Raw genomic sequence first — 21,050 nt, forward strand, 5'->3', positions numbered from 1 at the left:
CTGCTCGACCCGGGTCAGCGGGTCTCGCGGTGGGCGGTGTGCTTGCCGCAGCGCGGGCAGAACTTCGCCATCTCGAGCCGGTCGGGGTGGTTCCGCCGGTTCTTCTTGGTGATGTAGTTCCGCTCCTTGCACTCGGTGCACGCCAAGGTGATCTTGGGGCGGATGTCGGTGCTCTTGGCCACGGTGCAAACCTGCTCTCGGAACGATGGGGTGCTGCTGTCGGGGTGGTAGCGGGAGCGGGGCTCGATCCCGCGACCTCACGATTATGAGTCGTGCGCTCTAACCAGCTGAGCTATCCCGCCTCGGGCGGCGACCCACGTCGGGTCGGCCGGCCAGAGCCCCCAAACGGAATCGAACCGTTGACCTTCTCCTTACCATGGAGACGCTCTACCGACTGAGCTATGGGGGCGGACTGTCGTTCCTGCCGGCCCTTCCGGCCCGCAGGCAGCGATCCGCAACTTTACACGACCGTGCCGGGCAGTCCAAAACGTCCCGTCCGGCATCGGTGGACGGCCTCACGGGCGGCCGTCACCGGCGTCGGAGGTCCCCCCTTCACCGGCGTCGACGTCGGTCCCGGTGGCCGACGCGGCCCGCCCCACCTGCATGGTCAGGTGCAGGCGGCCGCCGTCGCGGTCGGTGACGGCCAGGCGCGCGCCGTCGGGCTCGAGCTCCCCGCGCAGCACCACCGTGGACGGCAGCAGGACGGGCTTGCGGAACTGCACGTCGACCGTCGCCACCTCCGGCACCCGGGGCCGGACGGCGGCGAGCACCCGGGCGTGCGTCCACATCCCGTGCGCGATCGCGCGCGGGAAGCCGAACGCCTTGGCGGTCACGCCGGTGAGGTGGATCGGGTTGGCGTCGCCCGAGACGGCGGCGTACTGCCGCCCCAGCCCCGCAGGAAGGCGCCAGCGGGCCATCTCGGCCGTCGGCACCGGGCCGTCCGACCCCTCCGACGAGGGGTTCGGCCGGTCCTGCTCCGCCTGCTGGTCGTCCGAGGAGCTCGACCGGGCCAGGTAGGTGCTGCGGCCCTCCCAGACAACCTCGTCCTGCACGCGCACCTCGCCGCACAGGTCGACGGTGTGGCCGCGCCGGTGGGGCTGCAGGTTCTCGGTCCAGGTCGAGAGCACGAGCGTCTCGGCGACCCGGACCGGACGGTGCAGGGTCATCGAGTTGGCCACGTGGACCATCCCGACCATGGCGAACGGGAAGGACCGGTCCGCCATGAGCCGGACCTGCAGGGGGAAGGTGAGCACGTGCAGCCAGGTGGCCGGCACGGTGTCCCCCAGGACGTCACCGGTGACCTCGCAGTAGTCGCGCAGGCGGGCCAGGTCCTGCTCGACCCCGGGAAGGACGAGTCGGTGGCGGGGCAGGCTCCCGGCGGCGCCGCGGCGACCCCGGGAGGTGGCGACCGCCCGGGCGAACAGGGCCGGGATGCTGGGTGGTCCGTCGAGGAGACGGACGTCGACGTCGCCCATCACGCCCCCAGCTGCGACTGGCCGCAGACCCGCAGCACCCGGCCGGTGACGGCGGCGCTGGCGGGCTGGGCGAACCACGCGATGGTCTCGGCGACGTCCACCGGCTGACCGCCCTGCTGCAGCGAGTTGATCCGCCGGCCGATCTCGCGGGTCGCCACGGGGATCTTCGCCGTCATCTCGGTCTCGATGAACCCGGGGGCGACGGCGTTGACCGTGATGCCACGGTCGGCGAGGCGTGCGTCGGAGCCCATCGCCCGGACCAGGCCGACGACCCCGGCCTTGGAGGCGGCGTAGTTGGCCTGCCCGCGGTTGCCGGCGATGCCGGAGGTCGAGGCGACCCCGACGATCCGCCCGCCGTCGTCCAGCCCGCCGGACAGGCCGGGATCCAGCAGCACCTCGTTGATCCTGATCTGGGCGGCCAGGTTGACCTCGAGCACGCTGCCCCAGCGTTCCTCGTCGGTGTTGACGAGCAGCCGGTCGCGGGTGATGCCCGCGTTGTGCACGATCGTGTGGATCCTGGCCGCGTCGCCGAACCGCTGCGCCACGTGGCCGGCGATGCGCTCGCCGGCGTCGGGAGCGGTGATGTCCAGCTGGAGCGCGGTCCCGCCGATGCCGTTGGCCACCTGGGACAGGCCCTCACCACCGGCCGGCACGTCGACCGCCACGACCATGGCCCCGTCCCGGGCGAAGGTCTCGGCGATGCTGGCGCCGATGCCGCGGCCGGCGCCGGTGACGACGACGACCTGACCCTCGAACGGCCGCTCGGAGGTGATCTCGGTGACGCGCGCCTCGTCGGCGTGACCGACGTGCAGCACCTGTCCGGAGACGTAGGCCGAGCGCCCCTCCAGGAGGAAGGACAGCGTCGAGGCCAGGTCGGTCGGGGTGGTCGGGGCGTCGGTGAGCAGGTCCACCCGCACGAGGTTGGCGGTGGCACCCCTGCGCAGCTCCTTGCCGACGCTGCGCACCACGCCCTCCATGGCCTGCTGGACGGCGACCGCCACCGGCCCCCCGGCCGTCTCCGGCTCCACCCCCACGACGACGACCCGGCCCGAGGCCTCGAGAGCCTTCAGCGCCGGGCGCAGGACGCCGCGCAGGGCCTCCAGGTCCTCCAGGGCGGTCGCGGCGGTCGCGTCCACGAGCACCGCCCCGATCTTCCCGGGGTAGGGCGCCGGCACCTCCCGGGTGCTCCCCTCGTCGGTGGTCTCGGTCACGCGCGTCTCCGGCGTGTCGACCAGGGCCTCCTCGGCGGAGACCCCCAGGACGTCCAGGGTCCGCCGCACCAGGGTCGGCGACCCGCCGGCGGCGCCCACGACGACCGGCCCGGTCGGCAGGGTCCGGCCGCGGCGCAGCCGCGTCGGCTGGGGCACGCCCAGCTGGCGGGCGAGCGGGTTGGACGTGAGCAGCTGCACGAGGTCGGCCATGTCAGCACCCTTCCAGGATCGCGACGACACCCTGGCCGCCGGCGGCACAGATCGAGACGAGCCCGCGCGAACCGGGGCCCTTCTCGTGGAGCAGCTTGGCCATCGTGGCCACGATGCGCCCGCCCGTGGCCGCGAAGGGGTGCCCCGCGGCGAGGGAGGACCCGTTGACGTTGAGCTTCGCCCGGTCGATCGACCCCAGCGGGGCGTCCAGGCCGAGACGCTCGCGGGTGAACTCCTCGCTCTCCCAGGCGGCCAGGGTGGCCAGGACGGTGGAGGCGAAGGCCTCGTGGATCTCGTAGAGGTCGAAGTCCTGCAGGCTCATCCCCTGCCGTGCCAGCATCCGGGGTACGGCGTAGGCCGGGGCCATGAGCAGGCCCTCCTCGCCGGAGACGTAGTCGACCGCGGCGACCTGCGCGTCGACGAAGCGGGCCAGCACGGGCAGGTGCCGCTCCTGGGCCCACTCGCGGCTCGACAGCAGCACCGTGGCGGCGCCGTCGGACAGGGGCGTGGAGTTGCCGGCCGTCATGGTCGCCCCCTCCCCCTTGCCGAAGACCGGCTTGAGGGTGGCCAGCTTCTCCACGGAGGTGTCCGGCCGCAGGCCCTCGTCGCGGGCGAGCCGCAGGAAGCCGGTGGCCAGGTCGTCGAAGAAGCCGGAGTCCCAGGCGCGGGCCAGGTTGTGGTGGCTCGCCGCGGCGAGCTCGTCCTGGGCCTCGCGGGAGATTCCCCACTCCTTGGCGGTGCGGGCCTGGTGCTCCCCCATCGACAGACCCGTGCGGGCCTCGGCGTTGCGGGGCGTCTCGGGCGCCAGGTCCCCGGGCCGGATGCCGGCGAGCGCCTTGGCCCGCTGCAGCGGGCTCTTGGCCGCGTTGGCCTTCAGCAGCGCCTTCCGCAGCCCCTCACCGACGGCGATCGGGGCGTCGCTGGCGGAGTCGACGCCGCCCGCGACGCCCGCCTCGATCTGACCGAGCGTGATCTTGTTGGCCACCTGGATGACGGTCTCCAGGCCGGTGCCGCAGGCCTGCTGCAGGTCGTAGGCCGGGTGGTGGGCGCCAGGGCCGAGCCGAGCACCGCCTCCCGGGTGAGGTTGAAGTCGCGCGAGTGCTTCAGCACGGCACCGGCGGCGACCTCGCCCAGCTGCTCGCCGGCCAGCCCGAACCGGGCGACGAGCCCGTCCAGCGCGGCGGTGAGCATGGCCTGGTTGGAGGCCGCGGCGTAGGACCCGCCCGCGCGGCCGAACGGGATGCGGTTGCCGCCGACGACGACGGCCTCTCGGGGACGTGGCTGGACGGGCTGGTCGGGCTGGTCGGTCATCGACACTCCTCGGGGCGGCCGGCACCGGAACCGGCACGACGTGGGCGGAAAGGTATCCGGTACCGACTGTAGCCGATACGTCCGGTACGCGGTACTGTGGGCGTCATGACCACCGTCGGCCGACCGCGTCGGGGCCCCGTCCGCGGGGCCCGGGACGGCCGCGACGTGCGCTGGGAGGCCCACCGCACCGAGCGACGACGTCAGCTCGTCGAGGCGGCCCTGCGGGCGGTGCGCTCGCACGGGGCCGGCGTCGGGATGGACGAGATCGCCGCCGAGGCCGGCACGAGCAAGACCGTGCTCTACCGCCACCTCGGGGACCGCACCGGTCTCTACCGCGCGGTCGTCGAGGCCGTCGACGGCCGCATCCTGGCCGACCTGGCCCAGGCCCGCGCGACGAGCGACGACGTGGTGGAGCGGATCGCGGCGATGGTCCGCTCCTACCTGCGGCTGGTGGAGCAGGACCCCGAGATCTACCGGTTCGTGATGACCCGGCCGCTCGAGACCACCGAGGTCGACCCCGCCGACCCCGTCCACCAGCTGACCGACCGCATCGCCGAGCAGCTGGGCACCATCCTGCACGAGCACCTCGACACCACCGGCCGTCCCGACGCCGCCGTCCTGGCCCCCCTGTGGGGCCACATGGTCGTCGGGATGGTCCGCTCGGCCTCCGAGCACTGGCTGACCCGCCCGGGCGACACCGCCCAGGACTCCGAGACCCTCACCACGGCGGTCGTGGCCCTGCTGCGCCCCGCCCTGACCCGTCCCCAGGCCCGAACCCACCCGTGACCAGCTCCACGTCATACCGGAGGACCACGATGACCGACACCACCACCCAGGCGAGCACCTCCACCGGGGCGCTCCCCGGCGCCCCCGACGCCCCGGCCGCGGCCGGGGTGCCGATGACCTCGGCGGCGACCGAGGCCGCCACCACCGTGCGCACGACCGAGGACCTGACCCCGCTCGGGGCGGGGCTGCGCCGGGCGACCGCCGGGCGCTACGGACCCGTCCGCGACCTCATGCGCACCACGCTGCCCGCCGAGCTCATGGTGCGCGACCCCGCCATGACGATGGAGGAGGCCCGCGACTGGACGGTGCAGACCCTGCGCGCGCTGCTGGACCTGGGCCTGGGCGGCACCGGCTTCCCGACCTCCGTCGGCGGGCTGGACGACATCGGGCGCTCCTGCGTCGACTTCGAGATGACCGCCCACGGCGACCTGTCCGTCACCTCAAGTCCGGCGTGCACTTCGGGCTGTACGGCGGAGCGGTCACCTCGCTGGGCACCGCGCGCCACCACGAGGAGTTCCTCCCCCCGGTGATCTCGATGGAGCAGATCGGCTGCTACGCGATGACCGAGTTCGGGCACGGGTCCGACGTGGCCTCCCTGGAGACGACGATCACCCACGACCCGCAGACCGACGAGCTCGTCGTCCACTCCCCCACCCCGTCCTCGGTCAAGACCTACATCGGGGCCGCCGCCCGCGACGCCCGGATGGCGGCCGTCTACGGCCAGCTGGTCGTCGACGGGACCGGCCACGGCGTGCACGTCGTGCTCGTGCCGGTCCGCGACGAGGAGGGCCGGCCCCTGCCGGGCGTCACCCTCGGCGACAACGGTCCCAAGGGTGGTCTGCTCGGTGTGGACAACGGCACGATCGCCTTCGACCAGGTGCGCGTGCCCCGCCGGATGCTGCTCGACCGTTACGGCGGCATCGACGACGAGGGCCGCTACGTCTCCGACATCGAGGGCGACAGCAAGCGCTTCTTCACGATGCTCGGCACGCTGGTGCGCGGCCGCATCTGCGTCGGCGCCGGCGCCGGGGTCGCCTCCCGCAAGGCGCTGTCGATCGCCACCCGTTACGCCCTGCGGCGGCGGCAGTTCGGCGCCCCCGGCCGGGACGGCGAGGTCGTCCTCATGGACTACCGGGCCCACCAGCTCAAGCTGCTGCCGGCGATCGCCACGGCCTACGCGCACGCCTTCGCGCTGGAGGAGTGCATCGAGCGGCTCCAGGAGCTGCACGAGGCCCCCGAGCGCGACCAGGTCGCCCAGCGCGAGCTGGAGACCCGGGCCGCCGGCCTGAAGGCCGTCGTCACCCGGTTCGCCAACGACACCCTGCAGGTATGCCGTGAGGCGTGCGGCGGGGCGGGGTACATGGCCGAGAACGGACTCACGGTCCTGCGGGCCGACGCCGACGTCTTCGCCACCTTCGAGGGCGACAACACGGTCCTGCTGCAGCTGGTGGCCAAGGGTCTGCTGACCGGCTACCAGGAGATGTGGGGCGACCTGGACACCCGGGGCATGGTCGCGGCCGGCGCCCGGATGATCGGTGGCCAGGTGGTCGAGGCGACCGCCGTCCGGCCGCTGGTCAACCGGCTCGTCGCGGCCGCCGCCCGGCGCTCGGAGGACGAGACGCTGCTCGACCGGGGCTGGCACCTGTCGATGTTCGTGGACCGGGAGAAGCACGTCCTGCAGACGCTGGCCAACCGGATGCGTGCCCGGGCCAAGGACGAGGACTCCTTCGCGGCCTTCAACGACGCGCAGGACCACGTGCTGATGGCGGCCCGCACGCACATGGACCGGGTCGTCCTGGAGGCCTTCGTCGAGGGCGTCGAGGCCTGCCAGGACGGGGAGGTGCGCGACGTCCTGGAGCGCCTGTGCACCCTCTACGCGCTCAGCTCCATCGAGGCCGACTCCGGCTGGTTCCAGTCGCACAACCGCATGTCGGCCGCGCGGGCCAAGGCGGTGACCGCCCAGATCAACGCGCTGTGCACCGAGCTGCGGCCGCACGCCCTCGAGCTCGTGGAGGGCATGGGCGTGCCGGAGGCCTGGCTGGGCTCGGCGATGCTCGCCGAGGACCCCGCCCGGTGGACGCCGGGCGCCCAGGCCTGAGCAGCGGCGTCCCGTCACGCCGACACGCCCGGCCGCACCGACCAAAGGGTTCAGGTGAACCCCCGGGGTCGGTGCGACCGGGCGTGTCGTCGGTCTGGCCGGGCCGGTCTCAGCCCTCCCGGGCCTCGGCGACCACCTCGGTGAGGGCGTCGGTGACCATCTTCAGCTCCTCACCGGTGATGGTGAGCGGCGGGGCCAGCCGGATCGTGGAGCCGTGCGTGTCCTTGGCCAGCACGCCCTTCTTCGCGAGCGCCTTGCAGGCCTCCTTCCCGGACATCAGCCCGGGGTCGATGTCGACGCCGGCCCACAGCCCGCGCACGCGCACCTCGTCCACACCCTGGCCGATGAGGGCCTCCAGGTCCTGACGGAACTGCCCCTCCAGGGTGGCCGCGTTCTGCTGGTGCTCCCCGGTGGCGAGCAGGTCGCACACGGCCTTGCCGACCGCCGCCGCCAGCGGGTTGCCGCCGAACGTCGACCCGTGCGTGCCGGGGGTGATGACCCCCATGACGTCGGCGTCAGCGGCGACGGCCGACACCGGCACGATGCCACCGCCCAGGGCCTTGCCCAGGGTGTACATGTCGGCCTCGACGCCCTCGTACTGGCAGGCCAGGGTGGTGCCCACCCGACCCAGGCCGGCCTGGATCTCGTCGGCGACCATCAGCACGTTCCGGTCCGTGCACAGCTGCCGCAGCCCGGGCAGGAAGCCCTCCTTGGGGATCTTCACGCCCTGCTCGCCCTGGATCGGCTCCACCAGCACCGCGACGGTGTTGTCGTGGATCGCGGCCTCGACCGCGGCCAGGTCGCCGTAGGGCACCGAGACGAAGCCCTGGGTGTAGGGCCCGTAGTGGTCGTGGGCCTCGGGGTCGTCGGAGAAGGAGATGATCGTCGTCGTCCGGCCGTGGAAGTTGCCGTCCATGACGATGATCTCGGCCTGCTCCGCCTCCACGCCCTTGACGAGGTAGCCCCACTTGCGGGCGATCTTCAGCGCGGTCTCCACCGCCTCGGCCCCGGTGTTCATCGGCAGGATCATGTCCTTGCCGACCAGCTCGGCCAGCGACGCGCAGAAGGGACCCAGCTGGTCGTTGTGGAACGCGCGGCTCGTCAGCGTCGACCGGTCCAGCTGGTCCTTGGCGGCCTGCACCAGCGCGGGGTGACGGTGGCCGAAGTTCAGGGCCGAGTAGCCCGAGAGCGCGTCGAGGTAGCGCCGGCCCTCCACGTCGGTGACCCAGATCCCCTCGGCGTGCTCCACGACGACGGGCAGCGGGCTGTAGTTGTGGGCGGCGACCTTGTCCTCGAGGTCGATGAAGTCCTGGTTGGTCGACAGCTGCGTCATACGCGTCATCCTAGGGTGGGGCCGGGGGTGGACCGGGGTGCGGGTCGGGGAGGCACGGTCCGGCGGCACCGCCGGACTCGATCGACTAAGTATGCGATGCCGAGAATAGGTATGCAAAGCCGGGTCGGCGTCGCTCAGGTCGCGTCGAGGCTCTCCCCCGCGCGCTCGGGCAGCAGCAGGTATGCCGCCACGGCCCCGACGAGGAACGTGCCGCCGAAGAGGGCGAAGAGACCGGCGCTGCCCCACAGACCGAGCAGCACCGGCACCGACAGCGGGGCCACGATGGAGGCGATGCGCCCGAACCCGGCCGCGGCCCCGGCCCCCGACGCGCGCACCGAGGTGGGGTAGATCTCGGGGGTGACCGCATACAGCGCCCCCCACGCCCCGAGGTTGAAGAAGGACAGGGCCATGCCCGCGGCCAGGATCTGGGTGGTCCCCTCGGCCAGGCCGAACAGGCCCGCCGAGGCCGCCGACCCCACGAGGAAGCTGGCCAGCGTGACCCGGCGGCCCCACACCTCGACGAGGACGGCCGCCAGCGCGTAGCCGGGCAGCTGGGCGAGGGTGATGATGAGGGTGAAGCCGAAGGAGCGGACCATGTCGTAGCCCTGGGCGTACAGCAGGCTCGGCAGCCAGATGAAGGCGCCGTAGTAGGAGAAGTTGACGCAGAACCAGACCAGCCAGATGCCCAGGGTCCGCCGCCGCAGGGCCGGGGACCACAGCTGGCCCGGGGTCTTCGGCGGGACGGGGGGCAGCGGGCGGCTGCGGGCCGGCGGCTCCACCCCCGCCGAGTCCTCGAAGCGGCGCACGACCGCCTCGGCCTCCTCGGCGCGACCGCGTCTCTCCAGGAAGAGCGGGGACTCCGGCAGGCCCCAGCGGATCACCACGGCCCACAGGGCCGGCACCAGGCCGATGGCGAAGGCGTAGCGCCAGCCGTCGTCGAACCGGGGCACGACGAAGAACCCGATCAGCGCCGCCAGCAGCCAGCCGACGGCCCAGAAGGACTCCAGCGCCACGACCATCCGGCCGCGGATGCGCGTCGGCGACAGCTCGCTGACCAGCGTGGAGGCCACCGGCAGCTCGGCCCCCAGGCCCAGACCGACGAGGAAGCGCAGCAGGAGGAGCACCGCCAGGCCGGTGGCCAGCGCCGAGGCGCCGGTCGCCACCCCGTAGACGAGCAGGGTGAGCGCGAAGACGGTGCGGCGGCCGTAGCGGTCCGCCAGCATCCCCCCGAAGGTGGCACCGATCGCCATGCCGACGAAGCCGATGGACAGCAGCCAGGACTGCTCGGTCGGCGTCAGGTCCCAGGAGGTGGCGATCGCCAGGCCGACGAAGGAGATGAGGCCGACGTCCATGGCGTCCAGGGCCCAGCCGGTGCCCGCGCCCAGCAGGGTGCGGGTGTGCTCCCGGGTGTACGGCAGGCGCCCCATCCGCTCGGCGCGGGTGGGGGCCTGCTCGTGCTCGCTCGTCGCGGGCGTCGTCGTCGTCGACATGGTGGTCGATCGTAGGTCACGCCCGGGTGTCGGCCTCCGCGGCCCGCACGGCCAGGGCGACCGCCGCCCCGCCGCCCAGGAGGAGCAGCACCCCCAGGGTCAGCAGCGCACCGCCGAGGGGTCGCGCCCACGGCATGGTGGCGGCCACGTCGATCCGGGCCTCCAGGCCGGCGGTGCCGTCCGCGGGCATGACGACCACGACCCAGCTGCCCGGGGTGGCCGGGAGCTCGACCGACTGGCGGTCGGGGCCCTCGGCGCTGGCCACCCAGACGTCGTGGCCGTAGGGGTCGGTGCGCGGCGCGAGGCCCTCGACCTCGCGCGCGTCCGCGGTGAGCGGACCGGTCTGCACCGTGTGCTGGACGCCGGCGAGGTAGGCGGCCGCGTCGTCCGCGCGGGCGACCCCGACGAAGACCTCACCGCCGTCGGTGTCCTGCGCGCGCACGCGCAGCTGGCCCAGACCCTCGTCCAGACCGAGGCCGCGCAGCTCCAGCGGCTCGGTGGCCACGGCATACCCGTCGGTCTGCACCCGCAGGGTGGGGCTGGTGACCCAGCCGTCCTGGCGCAGGGCGGAGACCCCGGCGCCGCCGACGACGAGGCCGAGACCCAGCAGGAGGGCCAGCGCCCCGGCGACCACGGAGACGACCCGGCCGGTCGTCCACGAGGAACGGCCCGTCGTGGAGGGAGCCTGGGGTGCGTCGTCCTGCAGCAGCGGGCTCCCGGCGTGCAGGGAGGTCCCTGCGGGGGCGTAGGGAGCCAGGGTGTCCTGCGGGTCGCTCCCGCCACCCTGGTCCAGCCGGAACGGCGGGTAGGTGTCGGTCATCAGGGCGGCGTAGCCGGCGACCCGCAGCACCCAGCGGTTGAGGCCGAGGAGCAGGTCGTAGAGGCCCTGGGGGTAGCGCCCGGTGAACAGCAGGAAGAACCCGGCGACCACGGCCAGCAGGGCGATCAGCCCACCCCCCTCCCAGACCCACCGGGCACCCTCGGCGGTCTCCCAGGCCAGACCGTCGACGCGGGCGTCGCCCACCCACCGGATGCCGTTGGTGGTCAGCACCGCCACGACCAGGTAGTGGGGGATCGCCAGCAGCCACCACTTGACGAGGACGAGGCCCCGCGACAGCTGCCCGGGGCGGTCGACCTCGAGGTGGGCCGGGTAGTCCGGCACGTCGTGCAGGGTGAACGGCGGGTAGCGGTCGGTCCCCAGGGCGCCGTAGGCGTAGTAGGCCACCCGCCAGCTCCAGCGGAGCACGCCGACGTTGAAGTCGAAGACCGCCCGGGGATAGCGCCCGGTGAACAGGATCGCGAAGAACGCGACCACGGTGAGGACGAGGAACGCCGCCCACAGGACCGCGAGCACGATCGCGTGGGGCACGATCAGCAGCCACTTGATCACCCACAGTCCGCGGGAGGGCCGGTCCGGTCGGGGTTCGGCGGTGAGGTGGACGGGGTAGGCGGGAACGGTTCCCGCTGCGAGGACCGCAGTCATCGCGATCACCTTCTTTTGGTCATCCCCACTCTATCTCTGCCGCGCGGACGCCGGAAGAGGCTCCGGCCCCGGGGTGACCAACGTCACGGGACCGGGCCGTCCGGCACCCGGCCCCGCCCGCTCAGCGGTAGTTGGTGTACTGCAGCGCCACGTCCAGGTCCTTGGCCTTGAGCAGCCGCTGCACCTCCTGCAGGTCGTCGCGGGACTTGGACGTCACCCGCAGCTCGTCGCCCTGGATCGTGGCCTTGACGTTCTTCGGCCCCTCGTCGCGGATGATCTTGGAGATCTTCTTGGCGTTCTCGCTCGAGATGCCGGCCGTCAGGGTGGCCTCGAGGCGGTACTCCTTGCCGGAGAGCCGGGGCTCCCCGTCGTTGCTGTACTCCAGGTGCTTGAGCGAGACGCCGCGCTTGACCAGCTTGGTCTGCAGCACGTCGAGCACGGCCCGGCACCGCTCCTCGCTGCTGGCCGCCATCTTGATGACCTCCCCGGACAGCTCGACGCTGGCGCCGACGTTCTTGAAGTCGTAGCGCTGGCTGATCTCCTTGGCCGCCTGGTTGACGGCGTTGGCCACCTCCTGGTGGTCCACCTTGCTGACGATGTCGAAGGACGAGTCGGCCATGACGGCATACCTCCTGCTGTGGTCGGTTCGGACCCGTGGTCCCGTCCTGTTATCCTTTCATCCGCGCGCAGCGCACTGGCAGGTTGTCCGAGTGGCCAATGGAAGCGGACTGTAAATCCGTCGGCGTACGCCTACGCAGGTTCGAATCCTGCACCTGCCACCAGCACGCGAGGGTCCCACCGAGGTGGGGCCCTTCGTCGTTCCCGGCACGGTGCGCGCCCACCTTCCGGCGCGGTGCGTGCAACACCGGGGCCACCGGCGACATAGTGCGGGTGTCGGCCCCCGACCAGGGGGCCGGCGCCAGCTTCGAGCGCCAGGAGGAGCGATGGGTGTGAGCCTCGCCGACGACGACGGCACGGCCGCGCGCGTCGCGGACCCCAGGGACGCCACGTGGTTCGACGCGTTCTTCGCCGACCACGCCACGTCCGTCCACCGCTACTTCGTGCGCCGCGCCTCCCGGGACGACGCGGAGGACCTCGCGGCGGAGGTGTTCGCCACCGCGTGGCGGCGGCGCGAGCGGATCCCGACGGGATTCGAACTGCCGTGGCTCTACCGCACCGCCTCCTACGTCCTGGCCAACCACCGCCGTCGGCCCACGCTCACGCTCATCTCGGAGTACGGCAGCCAGCAGGAGCGGCACACCACGAGGACGGCCGACCCCGCCGAGCTCGTGATGGCCGACCAGGAGGTGCGTGCGGCGATGGCCCTGCTCAGTCCGCGGGACCGCAGCGTGCTGATGCTCCACGCCTGGGAGGGCGTGGACGGTGAGGGCCTGGCGCGCGCCCTGGGTCTGACCCGCGGTGGCGCCGCGGCCGCCCTCTCCCGCGCCCGGGCCCGGCTCCGCCAGGCCTGGTCCGAGGACCACTGAACGACCGAGGAGGCGTTTTTCACCATGGTCGACAACGACAGCACCGACGACGAGGCCCTCGCCCGCCTGCGGACCAGCGACCCGGCCACCGGGTCCCACCCCGACCTGCACTCCCTGCGTGCCCGCGTGGCGGGCAAGGCCCCCGACAGCCTGGACGCCGACCGTGCCACGGCCGTGCCCGACGAGGTCGGGCGCGGCGCCAGGGCACCCCTGCCCTGGGTCGCCGCCGCCGTGGCGCTGGCGCTCGGGATGGGGTCGGGGGGCTACCTGCTCGGCTCGCGCGCCGCCGACGACCCCGGGGTGGTGGCCGTCCGGACGGGTGACGGGACGCCCGGGCCGGCCGCCGACGGCACGCTGACGGGGACCTCCCCGGGAGCCCAGCCGCTCGAGGAGATGGTGGCCTCGGAGACCGGCTCCTCGGAGGCCGGGATGGCCACGAGCGGCGGGACGGTCGAGGGGATGCACGTCGACCCCGGCCCGGTCCGGCTGCTCGCGGGCGAGGACCTCTCGCAGGAGCGGACGAGCGCGGAGGTGCGGGCGCTGGTCTCCGACCTCGATCCCGAGGAGTTCCTGACGACCTGGGCCACCTCGTTGGGGCTCGACGGGGACACCGTGGCGCAGACCGGTGACCTGTGGGGCTCCGGTCAAGGGTTGTACGACCCCGCGACCGGCCGGATGCTCAGCGTCCACGCGACCGAGGGCGGGGCGCTGAACTACTCCTACGAGGACAGCTTCCGCTCACCGTGGTGCCGGGAGATGGTGCCGCCGGACGCCGGGAGCCGCGAGCAGATGCAGGAGGAGTGGGCGGCGTCCTGGGGTCCGGACGTCCCGATGCCCGACCCGGACGACTGCCGTGAGGTGACCGGCGAGGCCCCCACCCCCGAGCAGGCGGTCGCCGCCGCCCGCGACTTCCTCGACGACACCGGGGTCGTCGGGCAGGACTGGACCCTGGAGGTGCCGGGGTGGGACGAGCCCGGCTCGCGGACCGTCGGTGTCGAGGGCCGACCCGCCGACTCCACCTTCCAGGAGCTCAGCGTCAGCGTCACCGTCGGCCCGGAGGGGGTCGTCAGCGCCTGGGGCGTGACGGGGGAGCTCACCTCCCTCGGGGACTACCCGGTCGTCTCACCGGTCGAGGCGGTCGAGCGCTACGGCCTGCGGGAGTTCTCCGTCGACTACGGGGTCTACCTCCCCGAGGACGCGGCCTCGCTCGAGGGTGCCGACACGTCCGTGCCCTATCCGGAGTACGAGATGCCCGAGCCGGTCGCGCTCGAACCGGGCATGAAGATCCCCATGCTCATCAAGGACAAGACGGTCACCGACGCCGAGCTGGTGCGGGGGGCGATGTGGACCCAGACCGGGGGTTCCCTGGAGGTCCCGGTGTGGAAGCTGCTCACCGGCGACGGGATGCACTACACGGTCCTGGCCGTGGCGGACGAGGCCATCGACTGGCAGAGCTGGGAGTGACCCGGCTCAGAGCCGCTCGATGCCCGGCTGGCGCGACTGCGCCATACCCTCCAGGCGGGCGATCCGCCGGGCCATCGGCGGGTGGGTGGCGAAGAGGGCACCGGCGTCCTTGGCCCGGAACGGGTTGGCGATCATCATGTGCGCGGCGTTCTGCAGGCGGGGCTCGGGCGGCAGCGGTGCCCGGGCGGTGCCGGTCTCCAGCTTGCGCAGCGCGGAGGCGAGGGCCAGCGGGTCCCCGGTGAGCGCGGCCCCGTCCTCGTCGGCGTCGAACTCACGGGTCCGGGAGATGGCCAGCTGGATGACCGTCGCGGCGAACGGCGCGAGCAGCGCCATGGCCAGCATCGCGAGCGGATTTCCGCCGTTGCCCCGGTTGGCCCCCCCGAAGAAGAGCATCATCTGGGCGACGGAGGTGATGACGCCGGCGATCCCCGCGGCCACCGAGCTGGTGAGGATGTCGCGGTTGTAGACGTGCATGAGCTCGTGCCCGAGGACCCCCCGCAGCTCGCGCTCGTCGAGCAGGTGCAGGATCCCCTCGGTGCAGCAGACGGCCGCGTTCTCGGGGTTGCGCCCGGTGGCGAAGGTTGGGCGCCGCGGTCGGGCTCACGTAGAGCCGCGGCATCGGCTTGCCGGCCTTCTGCGACAGCTCCTCCACGATCCGGTACATCTGCGGCTGCTGCTCCGGCGTGACCGGGTGCGCGCGCATCGCCCGGATCGCCAGCTTGTCGGAGTTCCAGTAGCTGTAGAAGGTCGCGCCCAGGCCCAGGAGGGCGAACAGCCAGATGTAGCGGCCCCCGCCGACGACGGCGCCCAGCCCGAGGAAGAGCGCCATGATGGCGCCGAACAGCAGCGTGGTCTTCACACCGTTGAAGTGGTTGTGCATGTGGGGTCCAACGCGGGTCCCACCCCCCGGTGTTCCGGAGCGTGCCGCTCCGCGCAGCCGACGGACCGCGGCGTGCCGATGTCAGAGCACGCCGAAGGGCGCGATGCTGCCCACGACGACGACCGCGGTCAGCGCACCGACCAGCACGGCCTCGCGCACGGGGACGGTGCGGGCGGCACCACCCCCGTCACCGGCACCCTCGTCCCCGGCCCCCGTGCGCCCGGCGCCCCCGTCCCCGGCGTCCCCGTCCCCGGCGTCCTCGTCCTCGGCGCTCCCGTCCCCGGCGCTCCCGACCGCACCCTCGGTGCTCCCGACCGCAGCCGCGCGGGTGGGCCTCGCCGGGTCCGGCGCCTGCAGGAGCACGGCGATCCACCGGACGTACACGGCGATCCCCAGGGCCACGTTGACGGCGGCCACCACCGCGAGCCACCAGGTGCCCTCGGCCGCCACCGGACGCAGGGCGACGATCTTGGCGACCAGTCCCAGCACGGCCGGCGGCAGACCGGCGAGCGTGAGCAGGGCCAGGGCCAGCGGCAGCCCCAGCAGCGGTCGGCGGCGCACCAGCCCCTGGTGCGCGGCCAGGGCGGTCCCGGGGCCGGCGGCGACCGGGTCGGCCGCGCCCGCACGGGCGACCGCCACGACGACCACCAGGGCCAGCAGGGTGCCCAGCACGTACACGACGAGATAGGACCCGGCCGCGTGCACCGCCCGCGAGGAGAGCCCGGCCAGGGGCAGCAGCACCCAGCCGGCCTGGGCGACCGTCGACCAGGCGAGCAGCCGGACGGTGTCGACCTGCCCCAGCGCGACGAGGTTGCCGACGGTCATCGACAGGGCGGCCAGCAGGGCCACGGCCACCAGGGTGGTCCCGTCGACGGTGCCCAGCGCGCGCACGAGCACCACGAGCCCGCCGAGGGCGGCGACCTTGGAGACCGTCGCGAGGTATGCCGTCACGGGCAGGGGTGCGCGCGTGTAGGTCACGGGGGTCCAGGCGTGGAAGGGGACCGCGGACACCTTGAACGCCAGCCCCGCCAGGAGGAGGACCGCGGCCACGACCAGCAGTCCGGTCTCCTCGGACGTGGGGACGGTAAGCAGCGCGGTCCCGGTCGCGGCCACCCACAGGGCCGCCCCCAGGGCCATCAGCCCGAAGGAGACGAGCGAGGTCGTCAGGAGGGCCACCGCCCCGTCCACGGCCCCGGCCCGGGGTGGCCCGAGGTCCACCGCGGGTCGGCCAGCACCACGAGCGCCACCGTGGGCAGCGTGGCCAGCTCCAGGGACACCAGCAGCGTGCCCAGGTCACCGGCCGCCGGCACCGCGGCGGCACCGGCCGTGGCCCCCAGGACCAGGGCCGCCACCACGGGCGCGCGGCCCGTGACCGAGCGCTGGCGCCAGTCGTCCCAGGCGAGCACGAGCACGACGAGCGCCCCCAGGAGCGCGGTCAGCTGGAGCACGGAGGTCAGCCGGTCGGCGGTGTAGAGGCACTCACCCGTCGGCAGGCAGAAGGCCCCCCGCCGGTCCCCGGCGCCCAGCCGCAGACCGGGCCATGTGCCCAGGGCCCCCGCGGCCAGGCCGCCCGCCGCGAGCAGCAGGTGCGGCTCGCGGCGACCGGGGACGGCCGCGTCCAGCAGCAGCACCAGCACGGCGGCGACCAGCGGGGCGAGCACCGGGAGGGTGGCGACGAGGTCGAGCTCGAGGTTCATCGGGCGAGCACCGCCTCGACGGCCGGGGCGGTGACGGCCAGCAGCAGGTGCGGCACCACGCCCAGCAGGACGACGAGGGCGGCGAGCACCCGCACGGACAGACGCTCGGTGCGGACCGCGTCGGGGACCCGCGGCTCGACCCGGTCACCGGCCCAGACCTCCTTGAGCACCCTGGCGCCGTAGGCGACGGCCAGCACCGCGCCGAGGGCGGCGGCCACGGCATACCCGCGGAACCAGGGCAGGGGAAGGCCCTCGGCCGGGGCCCAGGCGGCGTAGACCGCGCCGATCTCCCCCCAGAAGCCGGCCAGGCCGGGCAGCCCCATGGCCGCGGCCATGCCCAGGACCAGGGCCGCCCCCAGCCGCGGGCTGCTCTCGCGCAGCGCCGCCCGGGCGACGGTGAGGTCGGCCGAGCCCCAGCGGTGCTTGAGCCCGCCGACGACGACGAAGAGCAGGGCCGAGACGAGGCCGTGGGCCACGTTGCCGAAGAGGGCCGCCTGCAGGCCCGTCTCCGTCCCCGTGGCCAGGGCGAGGACCACGAACCCGAGGTGGGCGATCGAGGCCCAGGCGATGAGCCGCTTGAGGTCGCGCTCGACGAGGCAGGCCAGGCCCGCCCAGAGGATCCCGGTGACCGCGAGGCCGCCGAGGAGCGGCGCCAGGGCGGCGAAGCCCTCGGGCAGGACGGGGACGACGAGCCGGACCATGCCGTAGGTCCCCAGCTTGAGCAGGACGGCGGCGAGCAGGACCGAGCCCGCGGTCGGGGCGGTGGCGTGCACCCACGGCAGCCAGGTGTGCAGGGGCCACAGCGGCACCTTCAGCGCCAGTCCGGTCAGCAGCAGGGCGGCCAGCACAACCTGGGTGCGCGCAGAGATGCCCTCGCCGCGCAGGTCGGCCCAGACCCCCAGGTCGGTGGTGCCGGTGGCGGTCGCGACGCCGAGCAGCCCGACCAGGACGAGGGTGGAACCGAGCACGGTGACGAGGAGGAAGCGCAGGGCCGCCCCGTCGCGGTCGCTGCGGGGGTCTCCCCAGCGGGCCACGAGCACCCACATCGGCACGAGCACGAGCTCGAAGCCGACGAAGAACAGGAGCGCGTCCCCGGCCAGGAAGGCCACCAGCGCCCCGAGCAGGACCAGCAGCAGGCAGGCGTGGTAGGTCGCCAGCCCGGGCACGTCGGTGCCCCGCAGCAGCGGGATCGGCGCGGTGCGCTCCAGCGTCCCGGCCCCGGCGTCGCGGTCGAGGTCCAGGTCCAGGTCCACCGGCCGGTACGGCGGGGGGACGTGCAGGTGCTGGACGACGGCGACGACCCCGACGACCGCGGTGAGCAGCACCAGGGGGGCGCTGATCCCGTCGGCCCCCAGCCGCAGCCACACCCCCAGGCTGGGGATCCAGGGGACCTCCAGCTCGGGACGGTGCAGCGCGGTCCCGGCGGCACCGGCCGCCGACAGCGTGGCCGCGGCCAGGGACAGGACCTGCACCGCACGGTGGCCCGGGACGGTCGGCCACCGGCCGGCGGCGGTGAGCAGGACCACCGCTCCCAGGAGAAGGGGGGCCAGGGCCAGCACCAGCCACCAGGGGCCCAGGTCGGGGACGAGGTCGACCGCCTGCTCGACGGCCGAGCGCAGGGAACCGGTCACGAGGTGACCACCGCCACGAGCACGACGAGGAGCATCCCGCCGAGCACCCCCGCCAGCGACGGCGTGACCCGTCGGGGCGTCAGCAGGTCACCGGCGCGCCCGACGAGCCGGGCTCCCGAACCGGCCCCGCGGACCCACGCGTCGAGGACCTGACCGTCGAACCAGGTGACGGCCCGGGCCAGGGCCATCACGGGGGTGGCCACGACGAGCCGGTAGGCGTAGTCGGCCCCCAGGCCGCGCTCGGCGGCCAGGCTCAGACGGGCGGGGACCCGGGCGGCCGCGTCGCGCGTGCGCACCCCGCGGGCGGCGAACCACACGGCCAGGGCCGCCGCGGCCATGAGGACGAGGGTGGCCAGCAGGAGCTGCACGTTGAGGTGGACGTCGGAGCGCCAGACGGGGAGCAGGGCCACGATCGAGCCGAGGAGGGTCATCACCGTCAGCACGGTCGTGCCCAGCCGGGCGGAGGAGGTGATCGCCGCCTCCGCGCGCTCGACCCCCTCGGCCTCGTGCACGACCTGGGGCTCGTCGAAGAAGTCGTCGATCCGCTCCACCGGTCCGGTGTGGTAGGTGGCGGCGTGCTGCTGGGCCAGGGTGGGACGGTCCAGGACCAGCCAGGCCCGCATGCAGTAGGCGGCCGTCAGCGGCGCCGAGGCGCCGACCGCGGCCAGGACCACGACGGAGGCCGCTCCTCCGGCACCGATGGCCCCGGTCTCCGCGGTGCCCAGGACCAGCTCCTTGGAGACGAACCCCACGAACGGGGGCACGCCGGCGAGGGCGAGCAGCCCCCAGGCGAAGCGCCGGCGCAGCACCCGGTAGCGCCGCCCGCCGGAGGCGACCACGGCCATCGCCGTGCCGCCCACGAGCACGCCCAGCCAGCCGGCGGACAGGAAGAGCAGCGCCTTGAACCAGGCGTGCGCCAGCAGGTGCTGGGTGGCCGCGTCCGGTCCGGTCTGGGGGGTGGCCGCGGCCAGCGCGCCGAGCATGAGAGCGACCTGGCTGACCGTGGACCAGGCCAGGAGCCGCTTGAGGTCACCCTGGGCGAAGGCCAGCAGGGCGGCACCGAGCATGGTCACGGCGGCGAGCACGGCCAGCAGCAGACGGGCGGGGTCCGTCACGGCCAGGAGCGGGAAGACGTGCACGAGGACGACCGTGCCGGCCGCGACCATCGTGGCGGCGTGGATGAGGGCCGACGCGGGCGTGGGTCCCTCCATCGCGTCGGGCAGCCAGTCCTGGAACGGGAACAGGGCCGACTTGCCGGCGACGCCGACCACCAGCAGCACCATCGCCGCGGTGAGGGCCGGACCGGGGCCTCCCGGGGAGGACCCGGCCGCGGCCTCGCCGGCCACCTGCGACCAGTGCTCGACGATCCGGGTGAGGGACGTGGTGCCCGCCCCCGCCGCGAGGACGACCAGCCCCAGGACCACCCCGACGTCGGCCGTGCGGGTGACGACCAGCGCCTTGAGGGCCGCCCGCCGGGCGGCGGCCCGCGTGGAGTGGTGGCCGATGAGCAGGTAGGAGCACCAGCCCATCACCTCCCAGCCGACGAGCAGCAGCAGGACGTCGTCGGCCAGGACGGTCAGCAGCATCGCTGCGGTGAACGCCGCCACGGTGGCGGCGAACACCTTGTAGCGCGGGTCGTACCAGAGGTACCAGCGGCCGTAGACCTGCACCACGAGGGCGACGAGCGCCACGGCCACGGCGACGAGACCGAGCGGCCACCCCACCTGCAGCCCCAGCGGGACGGACAGCTCGCCGAAGGGCAGGGCGCCGAGCGAGCCGGAGGTGTGCCGGCCGTCCAGCCGGACGAGCACCACCAGCTGCCACAGGGCGGCCAGGAAGGTCACCAGGCCACCTCCGACCCCCAGCCAGGCGGCGAGCCGGTTCGACCGCCCGCTGAGGGTGATCACCGCCAGCGCGGTGAGCGCGGGGACGACGACGAGCCACTGCATCGGCGTGCCCCAGAAGTCCGGAAGTCCGGGCAGGAAGGGCAGGTCGGGCATCGGCGGGACGGGGGGCAGCGGGATCTGCAGGTCGTCCCAGGACACGGTCGGGGCCGGCAGGGCGGGCGGGGCGGCGGGCAGGCGGGTCACGGCGTGGGCCCCCCGTCCTCGAGCGGCGCAGCGAGGTCGACGTGGCCGCGCTCGCGGGAGAGGGCGAGGAAGACGGCCAGGGCCACGACCACCTCGGCGGCGGCGATGGTGATGAGGAAGAGCGTCAGGACCGGACCGGAGGTGGCCGCGGCCGTGGTCTGCGGGGCGGTGGTCGAGCCGACGGTGACCAGCAGCAGCCCGGCGGCGCCCAGGAGCAGCTCGACCCCGACCAGCACGAGCACGGCGTGCCGGCGGGCGAGGATCCCGTAGACCCCCAGACCGGCGAGCACGGCGACCAGCAGGTAGGGCAGGGCGGGGCGGATCACGACCGCTCACCCCCCCGCGGGCGACCGCGACCCCGGCGACGAGCGCCAGGAGGAGCAGTGCGGAGAGCAGCTCGAAGG

Annotated in this window: 17 protein-coding genes, 3 tRNA genes and 2 pseudogenes; 6 read left to right on the forward strand and 16 right to left on the reverse strand. The window is 73.9% G+C overall.

Annotation, left to right across the window (positions count from 1 at the left end; all coding sequences use genetic code 11):
• Window positions 1–14: 14 nt before the first annotated feature.
• The 6 genes and pseudogenes from rpmG to ACQ95T_RS15220 all read right to left on the reverse strand — a co-directional run bounded on the left by rpmG (window position 15) and on the right by ACQ95T_RS15220 (window position 4,207).
• Window positions 15–182: a 50S ribosomal protein L33 gene (gene rpmG, locus ACQ95T_RS15195; RefSeq protein ID WP_425944096.1), complete on the reverse strand. Its 168-nt coding sequence runs from the start codon at window positions 180–182 to the stop codon at window positions 15–17.
• A 43-nt stretch (window positions 183–225) separates the two neighbouring features.
• Window positions 226–302: transfer RNA gene (locus ACQ95T_RS15200), tRNA-Met, on the reverse strand.
• A 34-nt stretch (window positions 303–336) separates the two neighbouring features.
• Window positions 337–409 (reverse strand) — tRNA-Thr (locus ACQ95T_RS15205).
• A 106-nt stretch (window positions 410–515) separates the two neighbouring features.
• On the reverse strand, window positions 516–1,475 hold the full coding sequence (locus tag ACQ95T_RS15210) for a MaoC family dehydratase (protein WP_425944098.1): 960 nt from the start codon (window positions 1,473–1,475) through the stop codon (window positions 516–518).
• A complete protein-coding gene (locus ACQ95T_RS15215) occupies window positions 1,475–2,896 on the reverse strand; it encodes a 3-oxoacyl-ACP reductase (RefSeq protein ID WP_425944100.1) in 1,422 nt (473 codons plus the stop codon). The genes ACQ95T_RS15210 and ACQ95T_RS15215 overlap by 1 nt, the downstream gene beginning before the upstream one ends.
• Window position 2,897: 1 nt before the next feature.
• A pseudogene (locus ACQ95T_RS15220) lies at window positions 2,898–4,207 on the reverse strand (acetyl-CoA C-acetyltransferase).
• A 105-nt stretch (window positions 4,208–4,312) separates the two neighbouring features.
• Between ACQ95T_RS15220 and ACQ95T_RS15225 the strand changes: the two are divergent.
• The 3 genes from ACQ95T_RS15225 to ACQ95T_RS15235 are packed head-to-tail and all read left to right on the forward strand — an operon-like array spanning window position 4,313 to window position 7,091.
• Window positions 4,313–4,993 carry a TetR/AcrR family transcriptional regulator gene (locus ACQ95T_RS15225; RefSeq protein WP_425944104.1) on the forward strand — a complete coding sequence of 227 codons (681 nt, stop codon included), beginning with the start codon at window positions 4,313–4,315 and terminating at the stop codon, window positions 4,991–4,993.
• Between the two features lie 29 nt (window positions 4,994–5,022).
• On the forward strand, window positions 5,023–5,523 hold the full coding sequence (locus tag ACQ95T_RS15230) for a hypothetical protein (RefSeq protein WP_431473055.1): 501 nt from the start codon (window positions 5,023–5,025) through the stop codon (window positions 5,521–5,523).
• A complete protein-coding gene (locus tag ACQ95T_RS15235; RefSeq protein ID WP_431473056.1) occupies window positions 5,445–7,091 on the forward strand; it encodes an acyl-CoA dehydrogenase in 1,647 nt (548 codons plus the stop codon). The genes ACQ95T_RS15230 and ACQ95T_RS15235 overlap by 79 nt, the downstream gene beginning before the upstream one ends.
• 109 nt (window positions 7,092–7,200) lie before the next feature.
• Here the strand turns inward: ACQ95T_RS15235 and rocD are convergent, their stop codons facing one another.
• The 4 genes from rocD to ACQ95T_RS15255 all read right to left on the reverse strand — a co-directional run bounded on the left by rocD (window position 7,201) and on the right by ACQ95T_RS15255 (window position 12,016).
• Window positions 7,201–8,424: an ornithine--oxo-acid transaminase gene (gene rocD, locus ACQ95T_RS15240; protein ID WP_425944108.1), complete on the reverse strand. Its 1,224-nt coding sequence runs from the start codon at window positions 8,422–8,424 to the stop codon at window positions 7,201–7,203.
• Window positions 8,425–8,558: 134 nt separating this feature from the next.
• Entirely contained in the window at window positions 8,559–9,914 is a 1,356-nt protein-coding gene (locus ACQ95T_RS15245) for an MFS transporter (RefSeq protein WP_425944110.1), read from the reverse strand.
• Between the two features lie 16 nt (window positions 9,915–9,930).
• Window positions 9,931–11,397, reverse strand: coding sequence for a DUF4389 domain-containing protein (locus ACQ95T_RS15250; RefSeq protein ID WP_425944112.1), 1,467 nt, complete (start codon window positions 11,395–11,397; stop codon window positions 9,931–9,933).
• Window positions 11,398–11,518: 121 nt separating this feature from the next.
• Window positions 11,519–12,016: a YajQ family cyclic di-GMP-binding protein gene (locus ACQ95T_RS15255; RefSeq protein ID WP_425944114.1), complete on the reverse strand. Its 498-nt coding sequence runs from the start codon at window positions 12,014–12,016 to the stop codon at window positions 11,519–11,521.
• 77 nt (window positions 12,017–12,093) lie between these two features.
• Between ACQ95T_RS15255 and ACQ95T_RS15260 the strand changes: the two genes are divergently transcribed.
• The 3 genes from ACQ95T_RS15260 (at window position 12,094) to ACQ95T_RS15270 (ending at window position 14,348) form a co-directional block, all read left to right on the forward strand.
• Window positions 12,094–12,179, forward strand: a tRNA-Tyr gene (locus ACQ95T_RS15260).
• Between the two features lie 162 nt (window positions 12,180–12,341).
• Window positions 12,342–12,884, forward strand: a complete 543-nt coding sequence (locus ACQ95T_RS15265; RefSeq protein ID WP_425944116.1) for an RNA polymerase sigma factor — start codon at window positions 12,342–12,344, stop codon at window positions 12,882–12,884.
• Between the two features lie 24 nt (window positions 12,885–12,908).
• Complete coding sequence (locus ACQ95T_RS15270; RefSeq protein ID WP_425944118.1) at window positions 12,909–14,348, forward strand: hypothetical protein; 1,440 nt, start codon at window positions 12,909–12,911, stop codon at window positions 14,346–14,348.
• Between the two features lie 6 nt (window positions 14,349–14,354).
• On the opposite strand, the pseudogene htpX reads toward ACQ95T_RS15270, so the two are convergent.
• The 6 genes and pseudogenes from htpX to nuoK all read right to left on the reverse strand — a co-directional run bounded on the left by htpX (window position 14,355) and on the right by nuoK (window position 20,972).
• Window positions 14,355–15,228 (reverse strand): annotated as a pseudogene (gene htpX / locus ACQ95T_RS15275) (zinc metalloprotease HtpX).
• An 81-nt stretch (window positions 15,229–15,309) separates the two neighbouring features.
• On the reverse strand, window positions 15,310–16,404 hold the full coding sequence (locus tag ACQ95T_RS15280) for a proton-conducting transporter membrane subunit (protein WP_431473057.1): 1,095 nt from the start codon (window positions 16,402–16,404) through the stop codon (window positions 15,310–15,312).
• Window positions 16,392–16,925 (reverse strand): hypothetical protein, encoded by a 534-nt coding sequence (locus tag ACQ95T_RS15285; protein WP_431473058.1) that lies wholly within the window; start codon window positions 16,923–16,925, stop codon window positions 16,392–16,394. The genes ACQ95T_RS15280 and ACQ95T_RS15285 overlap by 13 nt, the downstream gene beginning before the upstream one ends.
• Window positions 16,922–18,556 carry a complex I subunit 4 family protein gene (locus ACQ95T_RS15290; protein WP_431473059.1) on the reverse strand — a complete coding sequence of 545 codons (1,635 nt, stop codon included), beginning with the start codon at window positions 18,554–18,556 and terminating at the stop codon, window positions 16,922–16,924. The genes ACQ95T_RS15285 and ACQ95T_RS15290 overlap by 4 nt, the downstream gene beginning before the upstream one ends.
• Window positions 18,553–20,646 (reverse strand): proton-conducting transporter membrane subunit, encoded by a 2,094-nt coding sequence (locus ACQ95T_RS15295; protein WP_425944126.1) that lies wholly within the window; start codon window positions 20,644–20,646, stop codon window positions 18,553–18,555. Before ACQ95T_RS15295 ends, ACQ95T_RS15290 begins: the two co-directional genes overlap by 4 nt.
• Window positions 20,643–20,972 carry an NADH-quinone oxidoreductase subunit NuoK gene (nuoK, locus tag ACQ95T_RS15300; protein ID WP_425944128.1) on the reverse strand — a complete coding sequence of 110 codons (330 nt, stop codon included), beginning with the start codon at window positions 20,970–20,972 and terminating at the stop codon, window positions 20,643–20,645. The genes ACQ95T_RS15295 and nuoK overlap by 4 nt, the downstream gene beginning before the upstream one ends.
• Window positions 20,973–21,050 lie beyond the last annotated feature (78 nt).

Source organism: Ornithinimicrobium carbonis (assembly GCF_050703245.1).
GTDB lineage: Bacteria > Actinomycetota > Actinomycetes > Actinomycetales > Dermatophilaceae > Ornithinicoccus.